This is a genomic window from Corallococcus sp. AB038B (genome assembly GCF_003668955.1).
Taxonomy (GTDB): domain Bacteria; phylum Myxococcota; class Myxococcia; order Myxococcales; family Myxococcaceae; genus Corallococcus; species Corallococcus exiguus.
Genome location: NZ_RAWO01000001.1, coordinates 1,438,471 through 1,457,116 on the forward strand (window position 1 = coordinate 1,438,471; position 18,646 = coordinate 1,457,116).

General features: G+C 69.9%; 19 protein-coding genes. 6 read left to right on the top strand and 13 right to left on the bottom strand.

Annotated elements, in window-relative coordinates:
• Positions 1-8: 8 nt before the first annotated feature.
• Positions 9-719, bottom strand: coding sequence for a hypothetical protein (locus D7Y04_RS05990; protein WP_120598981.1), 711 nt, complete (start codon positions 717-719; stop codon positions 9-11).
• Between the two features lie 84 nt (positions 720-803).
• Entirely contained in the window at positions 804-1,703 is a 900-nt protein-coding gene (locus D7Y04_RS05995; protein ID WP_121758595.1) for a histone deacetylase, read from the bottom strand.
• 129 nt (positions 1,704-1,832) lie between these two features.
• Between D7Y04_RS05995 and D7Y04_RS06000 the strand changes: the two genes are divergently transcribed.
• Positions 1,833-3,125, top strand: coding sequence for a VWA domain-containing protein (locus tag D7Y04_RS06000; protein ID WP_121758596.1), 1,293 nt, complete (start codon positions 1,833-1,835; stop codon positions 3,123-3,125).
• A 42-nt stretch (positions 3,126-3,167) separates the two neighbouring features.
• Here the strand turns inward: D7Y04_RS06000 and D7Y04_RS06005 are convergent, their stop codons facing one another.
• From D7Y04_RS06005 to D7Y04_RS06025, 5 genes are all read right to left on the bottom strand, one after another.
• Positions 3,168-4,832: a hypothetical protein gene (locus D7Y04_RS06005; RefSeq protein ID WP_120599932.1), complete on the bottom strand. Its 1,665-nt coding sequence runs from the start codon at positions 4,830-4,832 to the stop codon at positions 3,168-3,170.
• A complete protein-coding gene (locus tag D7Y04_RS06010; protein WP_120599934.1) occupies positions 4,829-5,662 on the bottom strand; it encodes an ABC transporter ATP-binding protein in 834 nt (277 codons plus the stop codon). The genes D7Y04_RS06005 and D7Y04_RS06010 overlap by 4 nt, the downstream gene beginning before the upstream one ends.
• Positions 5,663-5,747: 85 nt before the next feature.
• The gene (locus tag D7Y04_RS06015; protein WP_014394116.1) at positions 5,748-6,128 is read right to left on the bottom strand and encodes a response regulator; all 381 of its coding nucleotides are present in this window, start codon (positions 6,126-6,128) and stop codon (positions 5,748-5,750) included.
• A 102-nt stretch (positions 6,129-6,230) separates the two neighbouring features.
• Complete coding sequence (locus D7Y04_RS06020) at positions 6,231-7,223, bottom strand: amidohydrolase family protein (protein WP_120599933.1); 993 nt, start codon at positions 7,221-7,223, stop codon at positions 6,231-6,233.
• On the bottom strand, positions 7,220-7,468 hold the full coding sequence (locus tag D7Y04_RS06025) for a hypothetical protein (protein ID WP_120576850.1): 249 nt from the start codon (positions 7,466-7,468) through the stop codon (positions 7,220-7,222). Before D7Y04_RS06025 ends, D7Y04_RS06020 begins: the two co-directional genes overlap by 4 nt.
• A 323-nt stretch (positions 7,469-7,791) precedes the next feature.
• Between D7Y04_RS06025 and D7Y04_RS06030 the strand changes: the two genes are divergently transcribed.
• Complete coding sequence (locus D7Y04_RS06030) at positions 7,792-8,067, top strand: hypothetical protein (RefSeq protein WP_120561800.1); 276 nt, start codon at positions 7,792-7,794, stop codon at positions 8,065-8,067.
• A gap of 147 nt (positions 8,068-8,214) precedes the next feature.
• Here the strand turns inward: D7Y04_RS06030 and D7Y04_RS06035 are convergent, their stop codons facing one another.
• Complete coding sequence (locus D7Y04_RS06035; RefSeq protein ID WP_120599847.1) at positions 8,215-8,997, bottom strand: TatD family hydrolase; 783 nt, start codon at positions 8,995-8,997, stop codon at positions 8,215-8,217.
• Between the two features lie 21 nt (positions 8,998-9,018).
• Positions 9,019-10,782 carry a gamma-glutamyltransferase gene (ggt, locus tag D7Y04_RS06040; protein ID WP_121758597.1) on the bottom strand — a complete coding sequence of 588 codons (1,764 nt, stop codon included), beginning with the start codon at positions 10,780-10,782 and terminating at the stop codon, positions 9,019-9,021.
• A gap of 388 nt (positions 10,783-11,170) precedes the next feature.
• Between ggt and glmU the strand changes: the two genes are divergently transcribed.
• Positions 11,171-12,571 carry a bifunctional UDP-N-acetylglucosamine diphosphorylase/glucosamine-1-phosphate N-acetyltransferase GlmU gene (gene glmU / locus D7Y04_RS06050; protein WP_121758598.1) on the top strand — a complete coding sequence of 467 codons (1,401 nt, stop codon included), beginning with the start codon at positions 11,171-11,173 and terminating at the stop codon, positions 12,569-12,571.
• 113 nt (positions 12,572-12,684) lie between these two features.
• Complete coding sequence (gene glmS / locus D7Y04_RS06055) at positions 12,685-14,520, top strand: glutamine--fructose-6-phosphate transaminase (isomerizing) (protein ID WP_120599844.1); 1,836 nt, start codon at positions 12,685-12,687, stop codon at positions 14,518-14,520.
• 76 nt (positions 14,521-14,596) lie between these two features.
• Here the strand turns inward: glmS and D7Y04_RS06060 are convergent, their stop codons facing one another.
• Genes D7Y04_RS06060 through D7Y04_RS06075 form a run of 4 tightly spaced genes read right to left on the bottom strand, consistent with a single transcriptional unit; the run spans position 14,597 to position 16,432 of the window.
• Entirely contained in the window at positions 14,597-14,863 is a 267-nt protein-coding gene (locus D7Y04_RS06060; protein WP_147477046.1) for a hypothetical protein, read from the bottom strand.
• A complete protein-coding gene (locus tag D7Y04_RS06065) occupies positions 14,860-15,354 on the bottom strand; it encodes a DUF3106 domain-containing protein (protein ID WP_120600343.1) in 495 nt (164 codons plus the stop codon). The genes D7Y04_RS06060 and D7Y04_RS06065 overlap by 4 nt, the downstream gene beginning before the upstream one ends.
• Complete coding sequence (locus D7Y04_RS06070; protein ID WP_120600344.1) at positions 15,354-15,833, bottom strand: anti-sigma factor; 480 nt, start codon at positions 15,831-15,833, stop codon at positions 15,354-15,356. The genes D7Y04_RS06065 and D7Y04_RS06070 overlap by 1 nt, the downstream gene beginning before the upstream one ends.
• A complete protein-coding gene (locus D7Y04_RS06075; RefSeq protein ID WP_120576842.1) occupies positions 15,830-16,432 on the bottom strand; it encodes an RNA polymerase sigma factor in 603 nt (200 codons plus the stop codon). Before D7Y04_RS06075 ends, D7Y04_RS06070 begins: the two co-directional genes overlap by 4 nt.
• 42 nt (positions 16,433-16,474) lie before the next feature.
• Between D7Y04_RS06075 and D7Y04_RS06080 the strand changes: the two genes are divergently transcribed.
• Both D7Y04_RS06080 and recA read left to right on the top strand, forming a co-directional pair.
• Positions 16,475-17,281: a hypothetical protein gene (locus tag D7Y04_RS06080; RefSeq protein ID WP_147477047.1), complete on the top strand. Its 807-nt coding sequence runs from the start codon at positions 16,475-16,477 to the stop codon at positions 17,279-17,281.
• Between the two features lie 112 nt (positions 17,282-17,393).
• On the top strand, positions 17,394-18,479 hold the full coding sequence (gene recA / locus D7Y04_RS06085; protein WP_120600023.1) for a recombinase RecA: 1,086 nt from the start codon (positions 17,394-17,396) through the stop codon (positions 18,477-18,479).
• Positions 18,480-18,646 lie beyond the last annotated feature (167 nt).

The window sequence follows — 18,646 nt, forward strand, 5'->3', positions numbered from 1 at the left end:
AGGCCTGCTCAGGTGTAGTTCAGGTTGAAGGTGAAGCCCGTCTTGGCGGCGCGCCCGCTCTCGTCGGTGGCCACGAACTTCACCACGTAGGGCAGGACGGAGAGCGACCGGTCCGTCGTGACGCGCACCTGCGCGGTCGTCTCACCCGGGGCCAGGGTGACGGGGTCGGCGCCCAGCCGCGTCGTGCCCGGGGTTTCCAGCGTGAGGGTGAGCGCGCCGGTGAAGCCCTCCGCGCGCGTCACCGTCACCGTCACCAGGGCGGACTGGCCGGGCGCCACGTTCACCTGGCGGGGCTCCACGGCGAGGGCGAAGTCCGGCTGGGGCTCGGGCGGCGCCAGGATGACCAGGGAGATGTTGCCCCGGGCGGTGACGTTGTTGGCCGGGTCTTCCGCGATGAGCTGCAGCGCGTTCACGCCGTAGCTCGTGACGTTGTTGGACACCGAGATGGTGGCGGTGGTGCTGACGATGGTCTCCCCCTCCGGCAGGGAGAACGCCGGGCCGAAGGTGACGCCCTCGGGCGAGATCGCCGCGCTCACGCGCACCTCACCCAGGTTGTCCGCGATGCGCTGGATGGCGATGTCATAGGGGACGGAGTCGCCGGGCGCGGCGGTGACGGTGTCCGCGCCTCCCCAATCCAGGTGGTAGTAGGGCGTGTTGCCGCCGCAGCCCAGGGCCAGCGCGCAGGCGAGGACGGCGAGACGGGGGAGGGAACGCGGCATGGGAGGGCTCCAGGGGTGGCGAAGCAGGGGTGAGCATGGGGCCGGGGCGCGAGGGCCCGCAAGCGTCCCCAGGGAAGGCGGGCGTCAGCGGAACAACGAACAGGCGGCGAGATAAGTCCCGACGTGGGCCTCCAGCGAAGGCGCCAGCGGCCGCGCGTAGCCGCCGCCCAGCGTGAGCACCACGGGGAGTCCGCGTTCCTTCGCCGCGCGCATGACGCGCAGGTCGCGCTCGCGCAGCCCCGCGTGGGTGAGCGACAGCCGGCCCAGGGTGTCCTCCTCCAGCGGATCCACGCCGGCCTGGAAGAAGAGCAGGTCGGCGTGGGCGGACTCCAGGACGTGGGGCAGGTGCGCGTCCAGCGTGGCCAGATACTCCGCGTCCCCCACGCCGTCCTCCAGGCCCAGGTCCAGGTGCGAGGCGTGCTTGCGGAAGGGGAAGTTGTGCTCGCCGTGCATGGAGAAGGTGAAGACGGACGGGTCGCCCGCGAAGGTGGCCGCGGTGCCGTTGCCCTGGTGCACGTCCAGGTCCACCACCACCGCGCGGCGGATGGCCCCTTCGGCCTGGAGCACGCGGATGGCCACGGCGATGTCGTTGAAGACACAGAAGCCCTCCCCGTGGTCCGGGAAGGCATGGTGCGTGCCGCCGGCCAGGTTCGCGCCGAAGCCGTCCTCCAATGCGGCGCGGGCGGCGGCCAGGGTGCCGCCCACGGACGCGCGCGCGTTGTCCACGAGCCTCAGGGACCAGGGGAAGCCCAGCCGTCGCAGCTCCGCGTCGGTGAGGTTTCCGCCGAAGAAGGCGTCCAGGTAGCGCGGGGTGTGGACGCGCTCCAGTTCGTCGCGTTCCGCGCGGGGGGCCTCGTGGAAGACGGCGGGGGGAAGGATGCCGCGCTCGAGCAGGATTTCGCGCACCAGGCGGTACTTCTCCATGGGGAAGCGGTGCCCGTCGGGCAGGGGGACCAGGTACCGGTCGATGTGGAAGACGCGCACGGACCCGGGGCGTAACGCCCGTTCCGGAGGGGTGCAACCGGGGGCGTAGAACTTCCGGCGGGCCTGTCCGTTACAGGAGCAGGCGGCGCGAACGTGCCCGCCCCGCGCAGTCCCCAGGAGCCCACACCCATGAACCTGAAGCCCCTCTCGCGGGCCGTCCTGACGGCCGCGCTCGCCACCGGTCTGTCCGCCACCTCCGCCTGGGCCGTCACGCCCGTCAGCGCGCCGGCCACCACCACCGCGAAGCCCGCGGCCGAGAAGCCCGCGCCCGTCAAGCCCACGGGCACGCCGGCCACCGGACCCCAGGCGCCCACGGGGCAGGGCGCGCAGGCACAGGGCCAGGACGCGCAGGTCCAGCCGCAAGGCGCGCGGCCTGAAATCGAAGTGGCGTTCGTGCTGGATACGACGGGGTCGATGGGCGGCCTGCTGGAGGGCGCCAAGCAGAAGATCTTCTCCATCGCGTCGCGCATCGCGAAGGGCAAGCCCACGCCGCACCTGAAGGTGGCGCTGGTGGCGTACCGCGACCAGGGGGACGCGTACGTGACGAAGCGCTTCGACCTGAGCGACGACATGGACTCCATGTTCGCGGAGCTGCGCAAGCTGGACGCGAACGGGGGCGGGGACTTCCCCGAGCACGTGGGTCGCGGCCTGGGCGAGGCCGTGTCGCTGCTCAAGTGGAGCCAGGACCGCGAGGTGATGAAGGTCATCTTCCTGGTGGGCGACGCGCCCCCCGCCCAGCGCGAGGCCGCCTGGGACTTCAAGCTCTGGTCCAAGCGCGCGAAGGAGCGCCACATCGTGGTGAACACGGTGCGCTGCGGCTCGGACTCCTCCACCGAGGAGTCCTGGCGCTACGTGGCGAAGCTGACGGACGGCACCTTCGACTCCATCGACGCGGCGGGCGGCATGGTGGCGGTGGCCACGCCCTTTGACGCGGAGCTGTCTCGCGTGAACGCGGAGCTGGCGTCCAAGACGCTCTACGGTGGCCGCGCGGAGGCCCAGGCCATGAACCGCGCCCGCGCGGAGGCGACCAAGAGCATGGCCGCGGAGGCGGTCGCGGACCGCATCAGCTTCATGAAGGAGAGCCGGGGGGCGGGGAAGGGCGCCGCCAGCGCCGGAGCGGTGAGCAGCGCACCCGCGGCCGTCGCGGGCGGCGTGGACCTGCTGGAGAAGCCGACCGCGCTCGGCAGCCTCAAGGACGACGAGCTGCCCGAGGAACTCAAGGGTCTCAAGAAGGAGGAGCAGGCCGCGAAGGTGAAGCAGCTGTCCGCCGAGCGCAAGGTGCTGGAGGAGAAGGTCGCGAAGCTCGCCACCGAGCGCGACCAGTGGCTCACGAAGAACGCCCCCACCAAGGAGGACGCCTTCGACGCCAACGTGATGAAGAGCGTGAAGAAGCAGGCCGCGAGTTTCGGCGTCACGTACTGAGTGACGTGTCGGGCGGGGCCCACCCAGGCCCCGCCCGCGCGGCTATTCGCGCGTCACCGCCCGGAGGACGATTTCCCGGCGTTGATCCAACAGCCGCATCGCCCAGGGCCGCGTCACCCGGTACACGCCGAAGTGGAGCACGGCGAACCCGAGGATGAAGGCCACGGACTGCCAGCCCGGCCCGTCCTTCCCCACGGCCCGCAGCGCATGGCCAAAGGGCATGCAGCCCACGCTGGCCGCGAAGATGCCCAGCATGGACGCGGTGAGGGGAATCCGGTCGCGCCGCTTGAGGCTCGCGTGGAACTTCACCGGGAAGTACAGCGACAGGAAGTTGCCCGCGGCCAGCAGCATGGGAACCACCGCCGCCACCGCGGCCATGGCGCACAGGAAGTCCACGAGCGTGCCCGAGCCGAAGTACGCCCGGTAGAAGACGCCCACCAGCACCGCCATCCCCAGCGCCGCCACGCCCTGCACCCGGTTCTTCGCGCGCAGCACGTCCGCCAGGTTCATGGGCGCCGCCAGGAACACCGCGAAGCCGTGCCCGTCGTACGCGAAGGTGTTCTGCGAGAACGTGGACGCGATGACCACCGCGCCATAGATGCTCAGGCCGCCCATCACCCACGCGTCCGCACTGCCGCCCAAGAGGTACACGAAGAGATCCCTGCCGGAGAGCAGCTTCAGCAGGATGGCCAGGATGAAGGGCACCGCCGCCAGCAGCCGGGCGCGCGGGTTGTTCCACAGGTCCAGCACCTCGCGGCGCAGGAGCGTGTCGAAGCGCGTACCCGTGGTGGCGAACGGGTCGCTGTCCTTCCCGTCCCCCCGGTCGCCGCCGGAGCGGCCTCCCGCCTGCCGGTGGAAGCGCATCAAGAGCGCGTACGCCACGACCATGCCCATGGCGGTGAAGAACAGCAGCCCGAAGGCCTCCAGCATGGCGATGCCCACGCGGCCGTGCGCCAGCTGTCCCAGCCCGTCGCCGAAGAAGCCCGGGGGCACCTGGCTGAGGGCCACCGCCGCGTTGATGATGAGGCTCATGTCCAGCGCGCCCACGCCCGTCTCGCCCACGCTGGTGAGCCACGACGTGTCGATGGGCGGGATGAACGACGCGGCGACGAGGAATGCCACCATGCCGCCACCCATGATGCGCGCGCTGTGCTTCGCCCTCAGCACGTTGATGACCGTGTAGAGGCCCACCCGGCTCCACGCCGCGCAGAACAGCGCGAACAGCACGTAGAGCACCGCCGCCAGCCACGGCGAGGCCAGCCGGTGCCGCGACGCATAGCCCACCGCCGCGCCGGTGAGGGGCGCGTAGAACACCAGTGCGCGGGGCTCGAAGAGGCTCGCCACCGTGGATCCCATCAGGAGGCGAAACGGCGAGATGGGGAACGCGGCGTAGCGCGACAGCTCGGAATGGTCATCCACGCCCGCGGACAACAGCGGCCACGTCACCCACGTGGCGGCGGTGACGAAGCACAGCAGGTTGAGGATGAAGTACGGCCACACGTTGCTGTGCACGATGAGCGGCATCCGCATCAGCTTGAAGAAGCTCAGGCCCAGCAGCACGCCCGGCGCGCTGGAGCCCGCGAACGCGGCCACAGCGAGCAGGCGGCTCTTGCCCGGACCCTGGTTGAGGCCCAGGTGCAGGCGCAGGCCCCAGAGCAGCAGCAGGTGCTGGAAGAAGCCGGGGACCTTCGGACGCGGGCTGCTCACGCGGTCTCCCGGCGCAGCGGCACCACGTTCGCCACGGGCTCGCCGTAGAACGACAGCTTCGCGTTGCGCGCGGCGGGCACGGAGATCAGCTTCTCGAACACCGCCTCCAGCGTGGACACGCCGTGGCGCTGGCGCAGCTGCTCCACCGGGCCCTGATCCAACATGCGCCCGCCCCGGATGACGCCCGCGTGCGTGGCCAACCGCTCGGCGATCTCCAGCACGTGCGTGGTGAGCAGCAGCGTCACGCCCCGGCGCGACAGCTCGCGCAAGAGCTCCCGGATGACGCCCGCGGCGAGCACGTCGATGCCCTCGAAGGGCTCATCCAGCAGCACCAGCTCCGGCGCGTGGATGAGCGCCGCGGCGATGGCGAGCCTGCGGCGCATGCCCTTGGAGTACTCCGCCACCAGCGCGCCCGCCTTGTACGTGAGCTCCGTGAGCTCCAGCAGCTCCACCGCGCGCGACGCGGCCTCCGCGCCATCCAGTCCGTACATGCGCGCGCAGAAGGTGAGGTACTGACGGCCGGTGAGGCGCTCGAAGAGGCTCAGCTCCTCCGGCACCACGCCCACGCGCTGCTTCACGTCCAGGGGCCTGGCCACGGCGTCCACGCCGAGCATGCGGATGGTGCCCTTGTCAGGCCCGTACACGCCGGTGAGCAACGCGATGGAGGTGGACTTGCCGGCGCCGTTGGGGCCGAGGAACGCGTAGAAGGCGCCCTTCGGAATCTGAAGCTCCAGGCCATCCAGCGCGGTGAAGGTGCCGAAGCGCTTGACGAGGCCGCGGGCGTCGATGGCCAGCTCGGAGCCGGCCGGTTCTGAAGAGGGGGGCGTCATGAAGGACGCCATCACACCATGCACCCAGGGGCTGCCCACAATCCTCGGGTTGACGGATGGTGCGGCCCGCCGGGCACTTCCCGACTCAGTGCACCATGGCCACCTCCGGCGGCCCGACGATCTGCTGCACGGTGGTGCGCACCTTGTCCAGGTCCACCGGCTTGGAGATGTAGCCGGCGGCGCCCACCAGCTCCGCCTCCCACTCGAAGCCGTAGCCGGAGATGATGATGATGGGCAGGTTGCGCGCCCTCGGCATCTTCTTGAGCGCGTCCAGCAGGCCCCAGCCGCTCATGACGGGCATGCGCAGGTCCAGCAGCACGGCGCCCGGGATGTCGTCCTCGAGAAGATCCAGCGCTTCTCGGCCGTTCTTGGCCTCGATGGTGGCATAGCCCATCTCCTGGAGGGCATCGCAGATGAGCGTGCGGTGACTCGCGTCGTCGTCGACGACCAGGATGAAGTTCGACATGGGCTTGAGCCTCTGGAGTGGCGGCGTCTGCTTGGGGACCGCGATTCTATGGGGACGAAGATGGGAATGCCCTCCTCATTGCGGAAGGGCCTGCGTTTCTTTTCAACATTCCCCATAGAGCGACAGCGTGTTTCCGCCCAGCACCCCCGCGAGCGCGGCCTCGTCCAGCCCCAGCCCGGCGAGCGCCCGCAGCTCCCGGTCCCACGCATAGGGGATGTTGGGGAAGTCCGTCCCATAGAGGATGCGCTCGGGCCGGACCTCCAGCGCCTTCCGGGGAAGGGGCACGGGGAAGTAGCCGCCCACCGCCATGGTCGTGTCTAACCAGAGCGTGTCATGGCGCTCCAGCAGGCGCGCGTACGCGTCGAACTCGTCCGCTCCCAGGTGCGGCACGCACAGCTTGAGCGTGGGATGATCCGTCAGCACGCGCTCCACCCGCTCCGCGGCGCAGAGCTGGTGCGGATCCACCGGATACTGGGCGCTGGAGGGCTCCCGCCCCGAGTGCATCACGAGCGGCTTGCCCGCCCGGGCGCACGCTTCGTAGAGCTCGTTCAGCTGGGGCGCGTCCGGAGAGAAGGCCTGCACGTGGCAGTGCAGCTTCACGCCCTTCAGCCCCAGGGCGAACGCCTCCTCCAGGATGCCGACGGCGCCGGGCTCGCCTGGGTACACGGTGCCAAGGCCGATGACGCGGGGCTCGGCCTTCGCCACCTCCGCCACGAAGGCGTTGAGCGCGCGCGCCATGCCGGGCTTGTGGGCGTAGTGCAGGGCGACCACGCGCTCGACGCCCCGGGACAGCAGGAAGGACAGCACGTGGGGCGTGTGCAGCTTGTAGCGGATGGGCCAGCCGTAGCGGTCGAACCAGCGCCACACCGCCTCGAAGACGCGATCGGGGAACAGGTGCACGTGCGCGTCCACGACGGGCGGCAGGCCAGGGTCCACGCGGGGCCCTTCCTCGTCCGCCAGCGCGGGCATGGGCATCTGGATGCCCTGTTCGCGCCAGGTCGCGGCTGGAGAGGACGCCAGGCACGGCACCGGTGCGTCGTCGTCCTCGTGTTCGCTGTGGGCGTGCTCTTCAGGTGGCTCCCTGTGAGCCGTCATCCGCCCGTGCCCGGCCCGGAGGACTTCTTCGCGTCGTCGTCCTCGTCCTTGTCCAGGCGCCGCAGGTAGCTGTTGTGCGCGTAGCCCTGGCGCTCCAGCCGCTGCGCCTCGATGGCGTCCGCGACCTTCGAACACACCTGGCCGAGCATGCGCAGGGACTCGGCGATCAACCGCTCCGCGTGATCCTGCGCATTGGCGGACGGAATGATGGGGCGGTCGCGACGGAACGGCAGGGGCAACTTCATCCTCTGGAATCTAAGGGATGCCCCAGCGCGGTGCCACGCGTCAGTCCCGCCCCGTCCCCTGGCCGCCCCTCCCGGTCCGGCGGGTTCACGGAGTGTTGACAGCGCGACGCGGCATCGCCCCCCGGGCCGGGTTAACCGCGTTGACAGTGTTCCAGTTTACATTTTGCGCCGGCCCGGCCTCCGGAGCACCCCTGTGCACCCCCTTGAGCGTTGGCAACCCGCTGGAATCACGAAGGGTTTACGAATTTTCAAGCAGGGGGATGACAGCGCCGGGATTCGCCTCTACATTGCGTCCGTCGGATTTCACTCAAGAGGTGCTGCGCATGGCTTACGACGGCGAGCTTGTGAAGATGCAGAACGGTCGCTGGGCGCGTTTCCAGCGGTGCCAGGTGTACCGGCCGGGCGTGACGGACGCCGGCGAGACCATGCTCCTGATCGCGGTGGAGCTGGAGGAGCGCTATCAGCAGCTGCTCGACGAGGCGGCGGATTCCCTCGCGGAGTACCGCTCCCAGGGCGTGCCCGTGCAGGTGCGGCTGGCGCCGGACGCGCAGGGGCTCACCCTGCACCCGGAGGCCCAGGCCTCCGTCTCGGTGAACTAGGCCCCTCCTCGGGGTTCCAGGCTGTAAACCCACGGGCTCCGCGCTTCACTGCGCGGGGCCCGTCTCATTTACAGCGCTGACAGGTCCGGGCCGCCGTCTACTTTTCAACGCACCGCATGCGACCCACACGGTGCGCGAATGCCGCGCTCAGTCGTGGATCTGGAAGAAGCGGGCGGCGTTGTCCCGGGTGACCCGTCGAACGAGCCGCTCGGACAGCTTCGCCTTGCCCAGCAGGTTCGCCGTGCGCGCGAGCCCCAGGATGTCCCCCGCGCCGTCGCCCGCGTCCGAGTCCAGCACCAGGCGCTCGCTGCCCAGCCGCCGCACCAGGGCCACCGCCCGGTCCGCCTGGAGGGCCTCCGGGTGAAGGGTGAGGCCGGCCCAGTGGCCCACCTCCAGGATGGTCCGCACGGTGCGCGCGTTGGCGTGGTCCACCAGCGCGCGCGAAGGCAACAGGCCCGACTGGCGCAGGAGCGTGAGGATGCGCCGCGTGTGGCGCTCCTTGTCCTTGAGCGGCGTGTGCACCACCACGCGCAGCTTGAGCTGACGGGCCAGGGCCAGCTGCTCCAGGAAGGCCTCTTCCTCCTCCTCGCCGCCCGCGTGCAGCCCCGTCTCGCCCAGGGCCACCACCCGGCCGCCCTCGAAGTAGTCCGGCAGGTGGCTCAGGACTTCGGACAGCCCCCGGCGCGGGATGCAGCGCGGGTGCACGCCCAGGGCGGCCCAGGCGCGGATGCCCAGCCGCTCCAGGCGCGGCAGCTGCTTCTCCACCAGCTGGTCGAAGTGCTGACGCAGCCCCTTGGCCGTGGGCTCCGGGAAGTGGTGCGCCACCACCAGGGCCTGTTCCACGCCGAAGAAGCGCATGGACTCCAGGTCCTGGTCCGTCAGGGCCTCCGGGTGGAGGTGCGCATCGAAGAGCGGAAGCGGCTCGGCCACGGGCAGTCGTTCTCCTTCGTTTCAGTCCTGGCCCGTCGCGGCGCCCTCGTTGCGCGGGTCACTGGAGGAATAGCGCAGGTTGGTGCGCGGGTCGCTGTAGACGGCCTCCGCGTCGCCCCAGGCGTCCACCCGGCGAATCTTGTGGCCCTTCGCCTCCAGCGCGGACAGCGTCGCCGGCTCCAGGCCCCACTTGTCCACCCAGAGCTCGTCCGGGAGGTACTGGTGGTGCAGCCGGCCCGTGCCCACCGCGCGCGCCACGTCCATGCCCTGATCCACCACGTTGCTGATGGCCTGGATGACGGTGGTGGGGATGGTGGAGCCGCCAGGGCTGCCCACCGCCAGCATCACCCGCTTCGGATCCTCCTTGGAGAACACCAGCGTGGGCGACATGGAGGACAGGGGCACCTTGCCGGCCTGGATGGCGTTGGGCTCACCGGTGACGAGCCCGTACGCGTTGGGCACGCCCGGCTGCGCGGCGAAGTCGTCCATCTCGTCATTGAGGAGCACGCCGGTGCCCTTGGCCACCAGGCACGAGCCGAAGCTGTAGTTGACCGTGGTCGTCATCGCCACCGCGTTGCCGTCCTTGTCGATGACGGAGATGTGCGTGGTGTTCTTCTTCTCCGGCTCCGGCGTGAGCGGCCCCGCGTCCTTGCGCAGCGTGGAGGCAGGCCCGCCCGTCACGGGCGCCAGCAGCGACGCGCTGGGCGTGGCCTTCTTCGAGTCGATGCCGCCCGCCAGGTCCGCGATGTGGCCGGGTGACGTCAGCCGCTCCAGCGGCACCTGCACGAAGGCCGGGTCGCCCAGGTACTTCGCGCGGTCCACGTACGCGCGCCGCACGGCCTCCACGTAGAGGTGCAGCGACTCCGGGTCGCGGTACGGCACGCCCTGCGGCCGCAGCTGCTGGAGCATGCCCAGCACCTGCACCACCGCCAGCCCACCCGCGCTGGGCGGCGGCATGGTGAGGATGCGGTGCCCGCGGTAGGTGGTCTCCAGCGGCGTGGCCGGGCGCGTGCGGTAGTTCGTCAGGTCCTCCTGCGTGAGCAGCCCGCCCGCGTCCTGCACCGTCTTCACCAGCGCCTGCGCCACCGGGCCCGCGTAGAAGGCCTTCGCGCCGCCCTTGGCCACCCGCTCCAGCGTGCGCGCCAGGTCCGGCTGTTTGATGAGGTGCCCCACCGGGGGCACGTCCGGCGTGCCCTGCGCGTTGGGCGTCAGGAAGATGCGCGCGGCCTCCGGGTCCTGGCGCAGACACTCCGCGCGGCCGGTGGCCATCTGCTGGTACTTGGGCGTCACCCAGAAGCCCTGCTTCGCCAGCCGGATGGCCGGGGCCAGCACCACCGCGGGCTTGAGCTTGCCGTGCTTGGACAACAGCTCCAGGTAGCCCGCCACCGCGCCCGGCACCGCCACGCTCAGGGCGCCGTCCGTGGACAGCCCCGGCACCAGCGCGCCGTCCTTCAGGTACATGTCACGCGAGGCGCCCTTGGGAGCCACCTCCCGGAAATCCAGCACCTGTGTGCCGCCCGACTTCGCGTCGTGCACCAGCGCGAACCCGCCGCCGCCCACGCCGGAGTGGTAGGGGCCCACCACCGCCGCCACGAACGCCGCCGCCACCGCCGCGTCCACCGCGTTGCCGCCCTTGTCCAGCATCTGGAGCGCGGCTTCGCTCGCGGGCGGATACGCCGTGGCCACCGCACCTCCCCGGTAGGGACGTGCCGCACCCGCCTGCGCCGCCACCAGCAACACTGCGAGTCCCAGCGCACGGAACGACTTCCGTCCCGCGGCGCCCATGTGTGTTTTCCCCACCTGGAGGCCTTTCCTTGTGATTTCCAGCCGTTCCCTAATGCACCACGCGCCGCGCCAGGGCCAGGGTTTCAGCCAGACAACATTTTTTTCCTTGGATTGTGAGCGGAAGCGGGGCAGTCTCCGGCCATGCGCAGCAACGGGCGGTGCTCATGAGTCTTCCGAACCCCGTGGAAAGCCCGGCGTCGATTCCGACTCCGGCCTCCACTTCGGCCCGGCTGACGACGTTCCTGAAACCGCGCTTCGGCATCACGGTCCAATGCAACACGTTGTGTGTAGCAGTCAGCGCCCGCCCCTCCCCGGACGTCCCGCGATCCGCTTTGAAGTCCGGGCGCGGTTGACGAGTTGATCGGCGGTCCCTAATTCTCCGCCGCATATGACAGCTCTGGCGGCGGTTGTGCTGTGCGCGGGCAAGGGCACGCGGATGAAGTCGGAGAAGGCCAAGGTCCTTCACCCCATCCTCGGCCGGCCCCTCTGCGCCTATCCCTTGAAGCGGGCCCTGGAGCTGGGTGCCACGCACGTGGTGCCGGTGGTGGGCCACCAGTCCGCGGAGGTGGAGAAGTCCATCCGCTCCCACTTCCCGGACGCGCCCCTGCGCTTCGCGCTCCAGAAGGAGCAGAGGGGCACCGCGGACGCGGTGAAGGCGGCCGAGGACGCGCTGAAGGGCCATGACGGCCGCGTGCTCATCCTCTACGGAGACGTGCCGCTGCTCCGTAAGGAGACGCTCCAGTCGCTGCTCGCCGCGCATGACGCCGCGGGCGGAGTGCTGGCGCTGGTGTCCACCACGCTGGAGGACCCCACCGGCTACGGCCGCGTCATCCGCGAGGCCGGCAAGGTGGCGCGCATCGTGGAGCACAAGGACTGCACCCCGGAGCAGCGCGCGGTGAAGGAGTGCAACGCGGGCATCTACTCCGTGGACGCGGCCTTCCTCTGGAAGGCGCTTGCCGAAATCAAGCCCGTCAACGCGCAGGGCGAGTACTACCTCACCGACCTGGTGGAGATGGCCGCGAAGCTGGGCCCCGTGGGCGCGGTGGACGCGGACGCCACGGAGACCGCGGGCGTGAACGACAAGGTGGAGCTGGCGGCGCGCGCCCGCGTCCTCCAGCAGCGCATCAACGAAGCCCACATGCGCGCGGGCGTGTCCATCCAGGACCCCGCCACCGCGTACATCGAAGAGGGCATCACCATTGGCACCGATACGGAGATTGGCCCCAGCGTTTCGCTGATGGCCGGCACCGTCATCGGGAAGAACGTCACCATCGGCCAGGGCAGCGTGCTCACGGCCTCCCACGTGGCGGATGGCACCCACATCAAGCCCTACTCCGTGCTGGAGGAGGCGCGTGTGGGCGAGCGTTGCATCATCGGCCCGTTCTCCCGGCTGCGCCCCGCCACGGAGTTGGCAGAGGAAGTGCATCTGGGGAACTTCGTGGAGACGAAGAAGACCCGCATCGGCAAGGGCAGCAAGGCCAACCACCTGACTTACCTGGGCGACGCGAACATTGGCGCGGGCTGCAACATCGGCGCGGGCACCATCACCTGTAACTATGACGGGGTGAACAAGCACCTGACCGAGCTGGGCGATGGCGTCTTCATCGGCTCGGACAGTCAACTGGTGGCGCCGGTGAAGGTGGGGGACGGCGGGTATGTCGGCGCGGGCACCACGGTGACGAAAAATGTGCCTCCTGGGAGCCTCGCTGTGTCCCGCGCGCCACAGGTCGTGAAGGAGGGTTGGGTGGCTGCCAAGAAGGCCCGGCAGGTGAAGGTGAAGGCTGGTTAGGAAGAGTGCTCGCCTGCTGGTCGGTCGGCGGGGCGGGGTTGGGCGTGTTGGGCGTGAACGGGTTGCCCGTGGTTTGCTCCGGCGCCGCGGGACGAGAAAGAGGCAGGACGAACATGTGCGGGATTGTTGGCTACGTCGGTGACAAGGAATCTGCTCCCATCCTGGTGTCGGGTCTGAAGAAGCTCGAGTACCGGGGCTACGACTCCGCGGGCGTCGCGGTGGTGGGCGGCAACCAACTCAATGTGGTGCGCGCCACGGGCAAGCTGCGCAACCTGGAGAACCGCGTGGTGCAGGACCTGCCCAAGGGCACCACCGGCATCGGCCACACGCGCTGGGCCACGCACGGCCGTCCCTCCGACGAGAACGCCCACCCGCACACGTACAAGAACGTGGCGGTGGTGCACAACGGCATCATCGAGAACCACCTGGCGCTCAAGGCGGAGCTGCGCGCGCGCGGCCACGTCTTCGCGTCGGAGACGGACTCGGAAGTGTTCGCGCACCTCATCTCCGCGGAGGTGGAGCGCGGCGTGGACCTGCCGGACGCCGTCCGCGCGGCCATCAAGCAGGTGAAGGGCACCTACGGCCTCGTGGTGGTGTGCTCCAACGACCCGGGCCGCATCGTGTGCACGAAGGATGCGTCGCCCATGGTGCTGGGCCTGGGCGAGGGCCAGAACTTCGTGGCCAGCGACGTGCCCGCGCTGCTCGAGCACACGCGTGACTTCGTCTACATGGAGGAGGGTGACCTGGCCGTCGTCACCGCCGCCAAGGTCGACATCTTCAACCGCGACGGGAAGCTGGTGAATCGTCCCACGCGCCGCATCGACTGGACGCCGATGATGGCGGAGAAGGGCGGCTACAAGCACTTCATGCACAAGGAGATCTGGGAGCAGCCCCGCGCCATCGCGGACACGCTGCGCGGCCGGATGCTCCTCACGGAAGGCGACGTCCACTTCGACACGTGGAACCTGTCCCAGGAGCAGGTGAAGTCCTTCACCAAGGTCACCATCCTGGCCTGCGGCACGTCCTGGCACTCGGGCGTGGCCGGCAAGCACATGATTGAGTCGCTGGCGCGGCTGCCGGTGGAGGTGGAGCTGGCCAGCGAGTTCCGCTACCGCGACCCCATCGTGGAGAAGAGCCACCTGGTCATCGCCATCAGCCAGTCCGGTGAGACGGCGGACACGCTGGGGGCCTTCAAGGAGGCCAAGCGGCTGGGCGCGCACACCATGGCCATCTGCAACGTCATTGGCAGCGCGATGACGCGTGAGTCGGACCTGCACATCCTCACCAACGCGGGCCCGGAGATTGGCGTCGCGTCCACCAAGGCGTTCACCACGCAGCTCGTCACCCTGTACCTGCTGGCGGTGAAGCTGGGCCGCATGCGCGGCACGCTGTCGGTGGAGGGCGCGCAGGAGCACCTGACGCACCTGACCCAGGTGCCGAAGATGATTGAAGAGGTCCTCAAGTGCGAGCCGCAGGTGAAGCGCGTCGCGCGCGAGTTCATGAACGCGCAGGACTTCCTCTTCCTGGGACGCGGCCCCATGCACCCGGTGGCGCTGGAGGGCGCGCTCAAGCTGAAGGAGATTTCGTACATCCACGCGGAGGGCTACGCGGGCGGTGAGATGAAGCACGGCCCCATCGCGCTCATCGACGAGAAGATGCCCGTCGTGGTCATCGCGCCGAAGCAGCCGCACGTCGCGTACGAGAAGATCATCGGCAACATCGAGGAGGTTCGCGCGCGCGGAGGCAAGGTCATCGCCATCCTCGACGAGGACGACACGCAGGCGGACACCCTGGCTGACCACGTCATCCGCATCCCCCCCGCCTGCGCGCTGCTCGCGCCGGTGGTGGCCACCATCCCGCTGCAGCTGCTCGCGTACCACGTGGCGGAGATGCGCGGGAACGACGTGGATCAGCCCCGCAACCTGGCCAAGAGCGTGACCGTCGAGTAGCGATTCACGGCTTCCACGCCTGAATGCGAAAGAGCCCGGACTCCCTTCACAGGGGGCCCGGGCTTCTTCGTTCCCGCTACTTCTCGTCCGCCAGCTCCAGGAGGACCTCCAGGTCCGCGGCGGCGTCCAGCGACTCCAACAGCTCCAGGTTCTCCACCACCTCGCGATCCTCGTCGGTGAGCTGGGGCTGGGGCCGGCGGGGCTCGGTGGGCAGGGGCGGGGCCTCCAGGTGCACGGCCTTCGCGGGCGCGGGGGCTTCCTTGGGGGGCGGGGACTGCTGCGCGGAAGCGGGCACGGCGGCCGCGAGCGCGAACAGCAGCAACCAACAGGGCGCGGGCCTCACTTGTTGCGCCGCCTTTCGCGCAGCCGCTCGCGTGCCTCCTGTCGCTGCTCCTGGGACATCTGCCGCCAGCGGCGCATGTTCTCCAACATCTGCTCGCGGCGCTCCGGGTGTTCCTTGAGATAGGCGCGCACCCGTTCGCGCAGCTCCCCGCGGCGCTCCGCGGTGAGGCCGCGCAGCTCGCGCACCTGCTCACGCACCGCCTGCCGCTCCTGGGGCGACAGGCGCTGGAAGTCGCGCAGGTTGGTCTTCAGCCGCTCGCGCTCCTCCGGGGGCAGCTGCCGCCAGCGCTGGAGGTTCGCGCGCACGCGGGCCTGCTCGTCGGGGGACATGGCCTTGAACTCGCGCAGCTTCGCGCGCAGGGCTTCCTTCTGCTCCGGCGGGAGCTTCTCGAAGCGCTCCGCGGCGGTGGGCGCGGGGGCGTTGGCCGCGAGGGCGGGCACGCCGATGATCAGCGCCACCGCCAGCACGCCGGCGGTCATCCTTCCCAGCATCACGGCACCCCCAGTTCATGGAGGTTCTCGACGACCTCCAGGTCTTCGGAGCTGTTGAGCCCCAGCACTTCGTAGTCCTCGACCAGCTCCAGGTTCGCCGCCACCTCCAGCGCGCCCGGGTCCCACTCCTCCAGCGAGGGCGACTCCACGCGCGTGCGTCCGGCCACCACCAGCGTCAGCACCACCGCGGCGGCCAGTCCCGCGGAGGGCACGAGCACGCCGGGCCTCAAGAGGTGCGCGAACCGCTCGCGCCAGGTGGGCGGCAGTGCGTCCACCCGCGCCAGCAGCTCGCGCCGGGCAGACGGGGAGGGGGTGAAGGCGGGCAGCTCCGCCATCCGCGCCACCGTGAGGCGCAGGAGCCGCTCCGTGCCCTGGCACTCCGCGCAGGTGCCCAGATGGGCCTCCATGCGCGCGCGGTGCGGGGGCGGCAACTCCCCGTCCACCCAGGCCGTCAGGTCTTCTTCGAACGCACAGCTCATGCCCGACTCCTCGCGGGCACGGTGCCCGCCTGCAACGCTTCAATCCTGCGCGCCACCGCCAGGGTGGCCCGGTGGATGAGGCTCTTCACGGCGGCCTCGCTCGCCTCCAGCGCCTCGGCGATGTCCCGGTACGCCATGCCCTCGAAGCGGCACATGGTGAACGCGGCCCGCTCGCGGTCGCTCAAATCCTTCAGCGCCAGGCCCACCGCAGCCTCCAGCTCCCGGCCGCTCAGCGCCTGGTCTGGCCTGTCTCCGTCGGGCCCTGGCATCCGCATCGCCCCCACGTCTTCCTCCGCCGGGGCCTCCGCCGTGAGGCGCGCCACGCGGTACTCGCCGCGCCGCATCTCGTTGAGGCAGTGGTTGGTCGCCACCCGGAAGAGGAACGTCTTGAACTTCGCCGTGGGCTTGTAGGAGCGCGCGTGGCGGTAGAGCTTCACGAAGATGTCCTGCGTGAGCTCCTCCGCCCGCGCCGCGTCCCCCACGAAGCGGAACGCGAAGCGCGCCACGCTCGCGTGGTGCCGGTCGAAGAGCCAGGCGAAGGCCTGCTTGTCGCCCGCCGCCACCTTCAGCATCGCCTGCGTGTCCGGGTCCCAATCCATCCGTGAGGCCAGAAACCCCGTTGCCCGCTGGAAGTTGCGGGCTTGCCCACTTTGAACCCCAAGCCGCGCCCCGGTTACAGTTTCGCCACCGTGTGCGATGCTTTCCGCCCACGTTCGCGCACACCATCTCCCCACCTGGGAGAGGAGGCGGAGCCCCCGTCGGACCTGGCGGCCTGGGAACCTCCGGCGCAGGGCGGCACGCCCACCCCGCCCACGGACTCGCCGCTGCCCATGTACCTGCTGGCGCAGCAGGCCCGGCGCGCTCAAGGGGACGAACAGAAGCGCCTGTCCTGGAACCTCAACCAGCTCTTGGAGGAGCTGGGGGCGCAGGGCGGGGGCCGGACGGAGGCGGACGCCTTCCACCGGCTGCTGGAGGGGGGCAACCTGGACGGGCTGGTGGACTCGGATGGGCGCTCCTGCCGCGCCACCGCGGTGGAGTCCCTGCTGGCCCTGGGCTTCCCCTACGCGCTGGAGGTGCGCCCGGAGGACCTGGAGCACCTCACGAACGCCCCCGTCCCGGGCACGCGGCTGACGCCTCCCAGAGGGGGGCCCTTCCCGGCCCTGGCGGTGGGGCTGGGGGCGCTGGCGCTCCAGGTGGTGCTGGGGCTGACGGGCGTCGTCGTGCCTGGCGGGCTGCTCATCCTGCAGGGGCTTTTGACCCTGCTGACCCTGACCGTGCTGACGGTTGCCTCCGTGGGCTCTCCCCTGTATCGCGGAGCCCTGGCGCTGCTGACGGTGGTGTCCGGGATTGGGTTGGGGATGGTGCTGGTGCCAGAGGTTCCGGCGGGTTGGGCGGCCGGATTGGGCGGGCTGGTGGCTGCCTTCCTGGCTGCCCTGCGCAAGAGCTGACCGCCAGGACCCAAAACGGATGTCAGAGGGGTGGACTAGGGTCTACCCATCGCGTACTAAAAGCGCGTTCAGGTGGACCGGGGTGGTCCACTCTTCCAAGGAGCGACGAGAAATGGCCGTGAATCAGGAGAAGGAAAAGGCGATCGAACTGGCGCTGGCGGCGGTGGAGCGTCAGTTCGGCAAGGGTTCCATCATGCGGCTCGGCAACGACGAGCCCATGATGAAGGACGTCCAGGCCATTTCGACGGGGTCCACTTCGCTCGACATCGCCCTGGGCGTGGGCGGCGTGCCGCGCGGGCGCATCATCGAAATCTTCGGGCCGGAGTCCTCCGGCAAGACGACGCTGTGTCTCCACATCGTCGCGGAAGCGCAGAAGAAGGGCGGCGTGTGCGGCTACATCGACGCCGAGCACGCGATGGACGTGGGCTACGCGCGCAAGCTGGGCGTGCGCACCGACGACCTGCTCCTGTCCCAGCCGGACACCGGTGAGCAGGGCCTCGAAATCGCGGAGATGCTCGTGCGCTCCGGCGCCATCGACGTGCTGGTGGTGGACTCGGTGGCCGCGCTCGTGCCGAAGGCGGAACTGGAAGGCGAGATGGGCGACGCGCACATGGGCGTGCAGGCGCGCCTCATGAGCCAGGCGCTGCGCAAGCTCACGGGCACCATCTCCAAGAGCCAGACGTGCGTCATCTTCATCAACCAGATCCGCATGAAGATTGGCGTGATGTTCGGCAACCCCGAGACCACGACGGGCGGCAACGCGCTGAAGTTCTACGCGTCGCAGCGCATGGACATCCGCCGCGTGGGCGCCATCAAGAACGGCGAGAACGTGGTGGGCAGCCGCACCCGCGTGAAGGTCGTGAAGAACAAGGTGGCGCCTCCGTTCAAGGAGGTGGAGTTCGACATCATGTACGGCGCGGGCATCTCGAAGGAGGGTGACCTCATCGACCTGGCCTCCAACGACAACATCATCGAGAAGAGCGGCAGCTGGTTCTCCTTCAAGGGAGAGCGCATCGGCCAGGGCCGGGAGAACGCGAAGGAGTACCTGCGCGAGCACCCGGACACCTACAAGGAGGTCGAGGCCCTGGTGCTGGAGAAGTACGGCATCGGCAAGCCCGCGGGTGCGACGCCCGCCGCGGACGCCCCCAGCGAGCCGCCGGAAGGTGAGAAGCGCCCGCGCGTGAAGGCCGTGAAGTAGTCGCGACGCGTTTCGCGAAAATGGTCCGCCGCGCACCTCCGGGGGGAGCGGCGCGGCGGGTGAAGTAGAAAAGGGGCCGGTCTCCAGTGATGGGGCCGGCCCCTTTTTCTTCACCGTGAGAGGGATTGCGGGATTGTGACGCGCACGGTCATCACTGGCCTGTCGCC

Bases quoted from the DNA above. Each gene is read 5' to 3' on its own strand.
- D7Y04_RS05990 (WP_120598981.1), bottom strand. From the start codon at position 719: ATGCCGCGTTCCCTCCCCCGTCTCGCCGTCCTCGCCTGCGCGCTGGCC.
- D7Y04_RS06000 (WP_121758596.1), top strand. From the start codon at position 1,833: ATGAACCTGAAGCCCCTCTCGCGGGCCGTCCTGACGGCCGCGCTCGCC.
- D7Y04_RS06010 (WP_120599934.1), bottom strand. From the start codon at position 5,662: ATGACGCCCCCCTCTTCAGAACCGGCCGGCTCCGAGCTGGCCATCGAC.
- D7Y04_RS06015 (WP_014394116.1), bottom strand. From the start codon at position 6,128: ATGTCGAACTTCATCCTGGTCGTCGACGACGACGCGAGTCACCGCACG.
- D7Y04_RS06020 (WP_120599933.1), bottom strand. From the start codon at position 7,223: ATGACGGCTCACAGGGAGCCACCTGAAGAGCACGCCCACAGCGAACAC.
- D7Y04_RS06025 (WP_120576850.1), bottom strand. From the start codon at position 7,468: ATGAAGTTGCCCCTGCCGTTCCGTCGCGACCGCCCCATCATTCCGTCC.
- D7Y04_RS06030 (WP_120561800.1), top strand. From the start codon at position 7,792: ATGGCTTACGACGGCGAGCTTGTGAAGATGCAGAACGGTCGCTGGGCG.
- ggt (WP_121758597.1), bottom strand. From the start codon at position 10,782: ATGGGCGCCGCGGGACGGAAGTCGTTCCGTGCGCTGGGACTCGCAGTG.
- glmU (WP_121758598.1), top strand. From the start codon at position 11,171: ATGACAGCTCTGGCGGCGGTTGTGCTGTGCGCGGGCAAGGGCACGCGG.
- glmS (WP_120599844.1), top strand. From the start codon at position 12,685: ATGTGCGGGATTGTTGGCTACGTCGGTGACAAGGAATCTGCTCCCATC.
- D7Y04_RS06065 (WP_120600343.1), bottom strand. From the start codon at position 15,354: ATGCTGGGAAGGATGACCGCCGGCGTGCTGGCGGTGGCGCTGATCATC.
- D7Y04_RS06070 (WP_120600344.1), bottom strand. From the start codon at position 15,833: ATGAGCTGTGCGTTCGAAGAAGACCTGACGGCCTGGGTGGACGGGGAG.
- D7Y04_RS06075 (WP_120576842.1), bottom strand. From the start codon at position 16,432: ATGGATTGGGACCCGGACACGCAGGCGATGCTGAAGGTGGCGGCGGGC.
- recA (WP_120600023.1), top strand. From the start codon at position 17,394: ATGGCCGTGAATCAGGAGAAGGAAAAGGCGATCGAACTGGCGCTGGCG.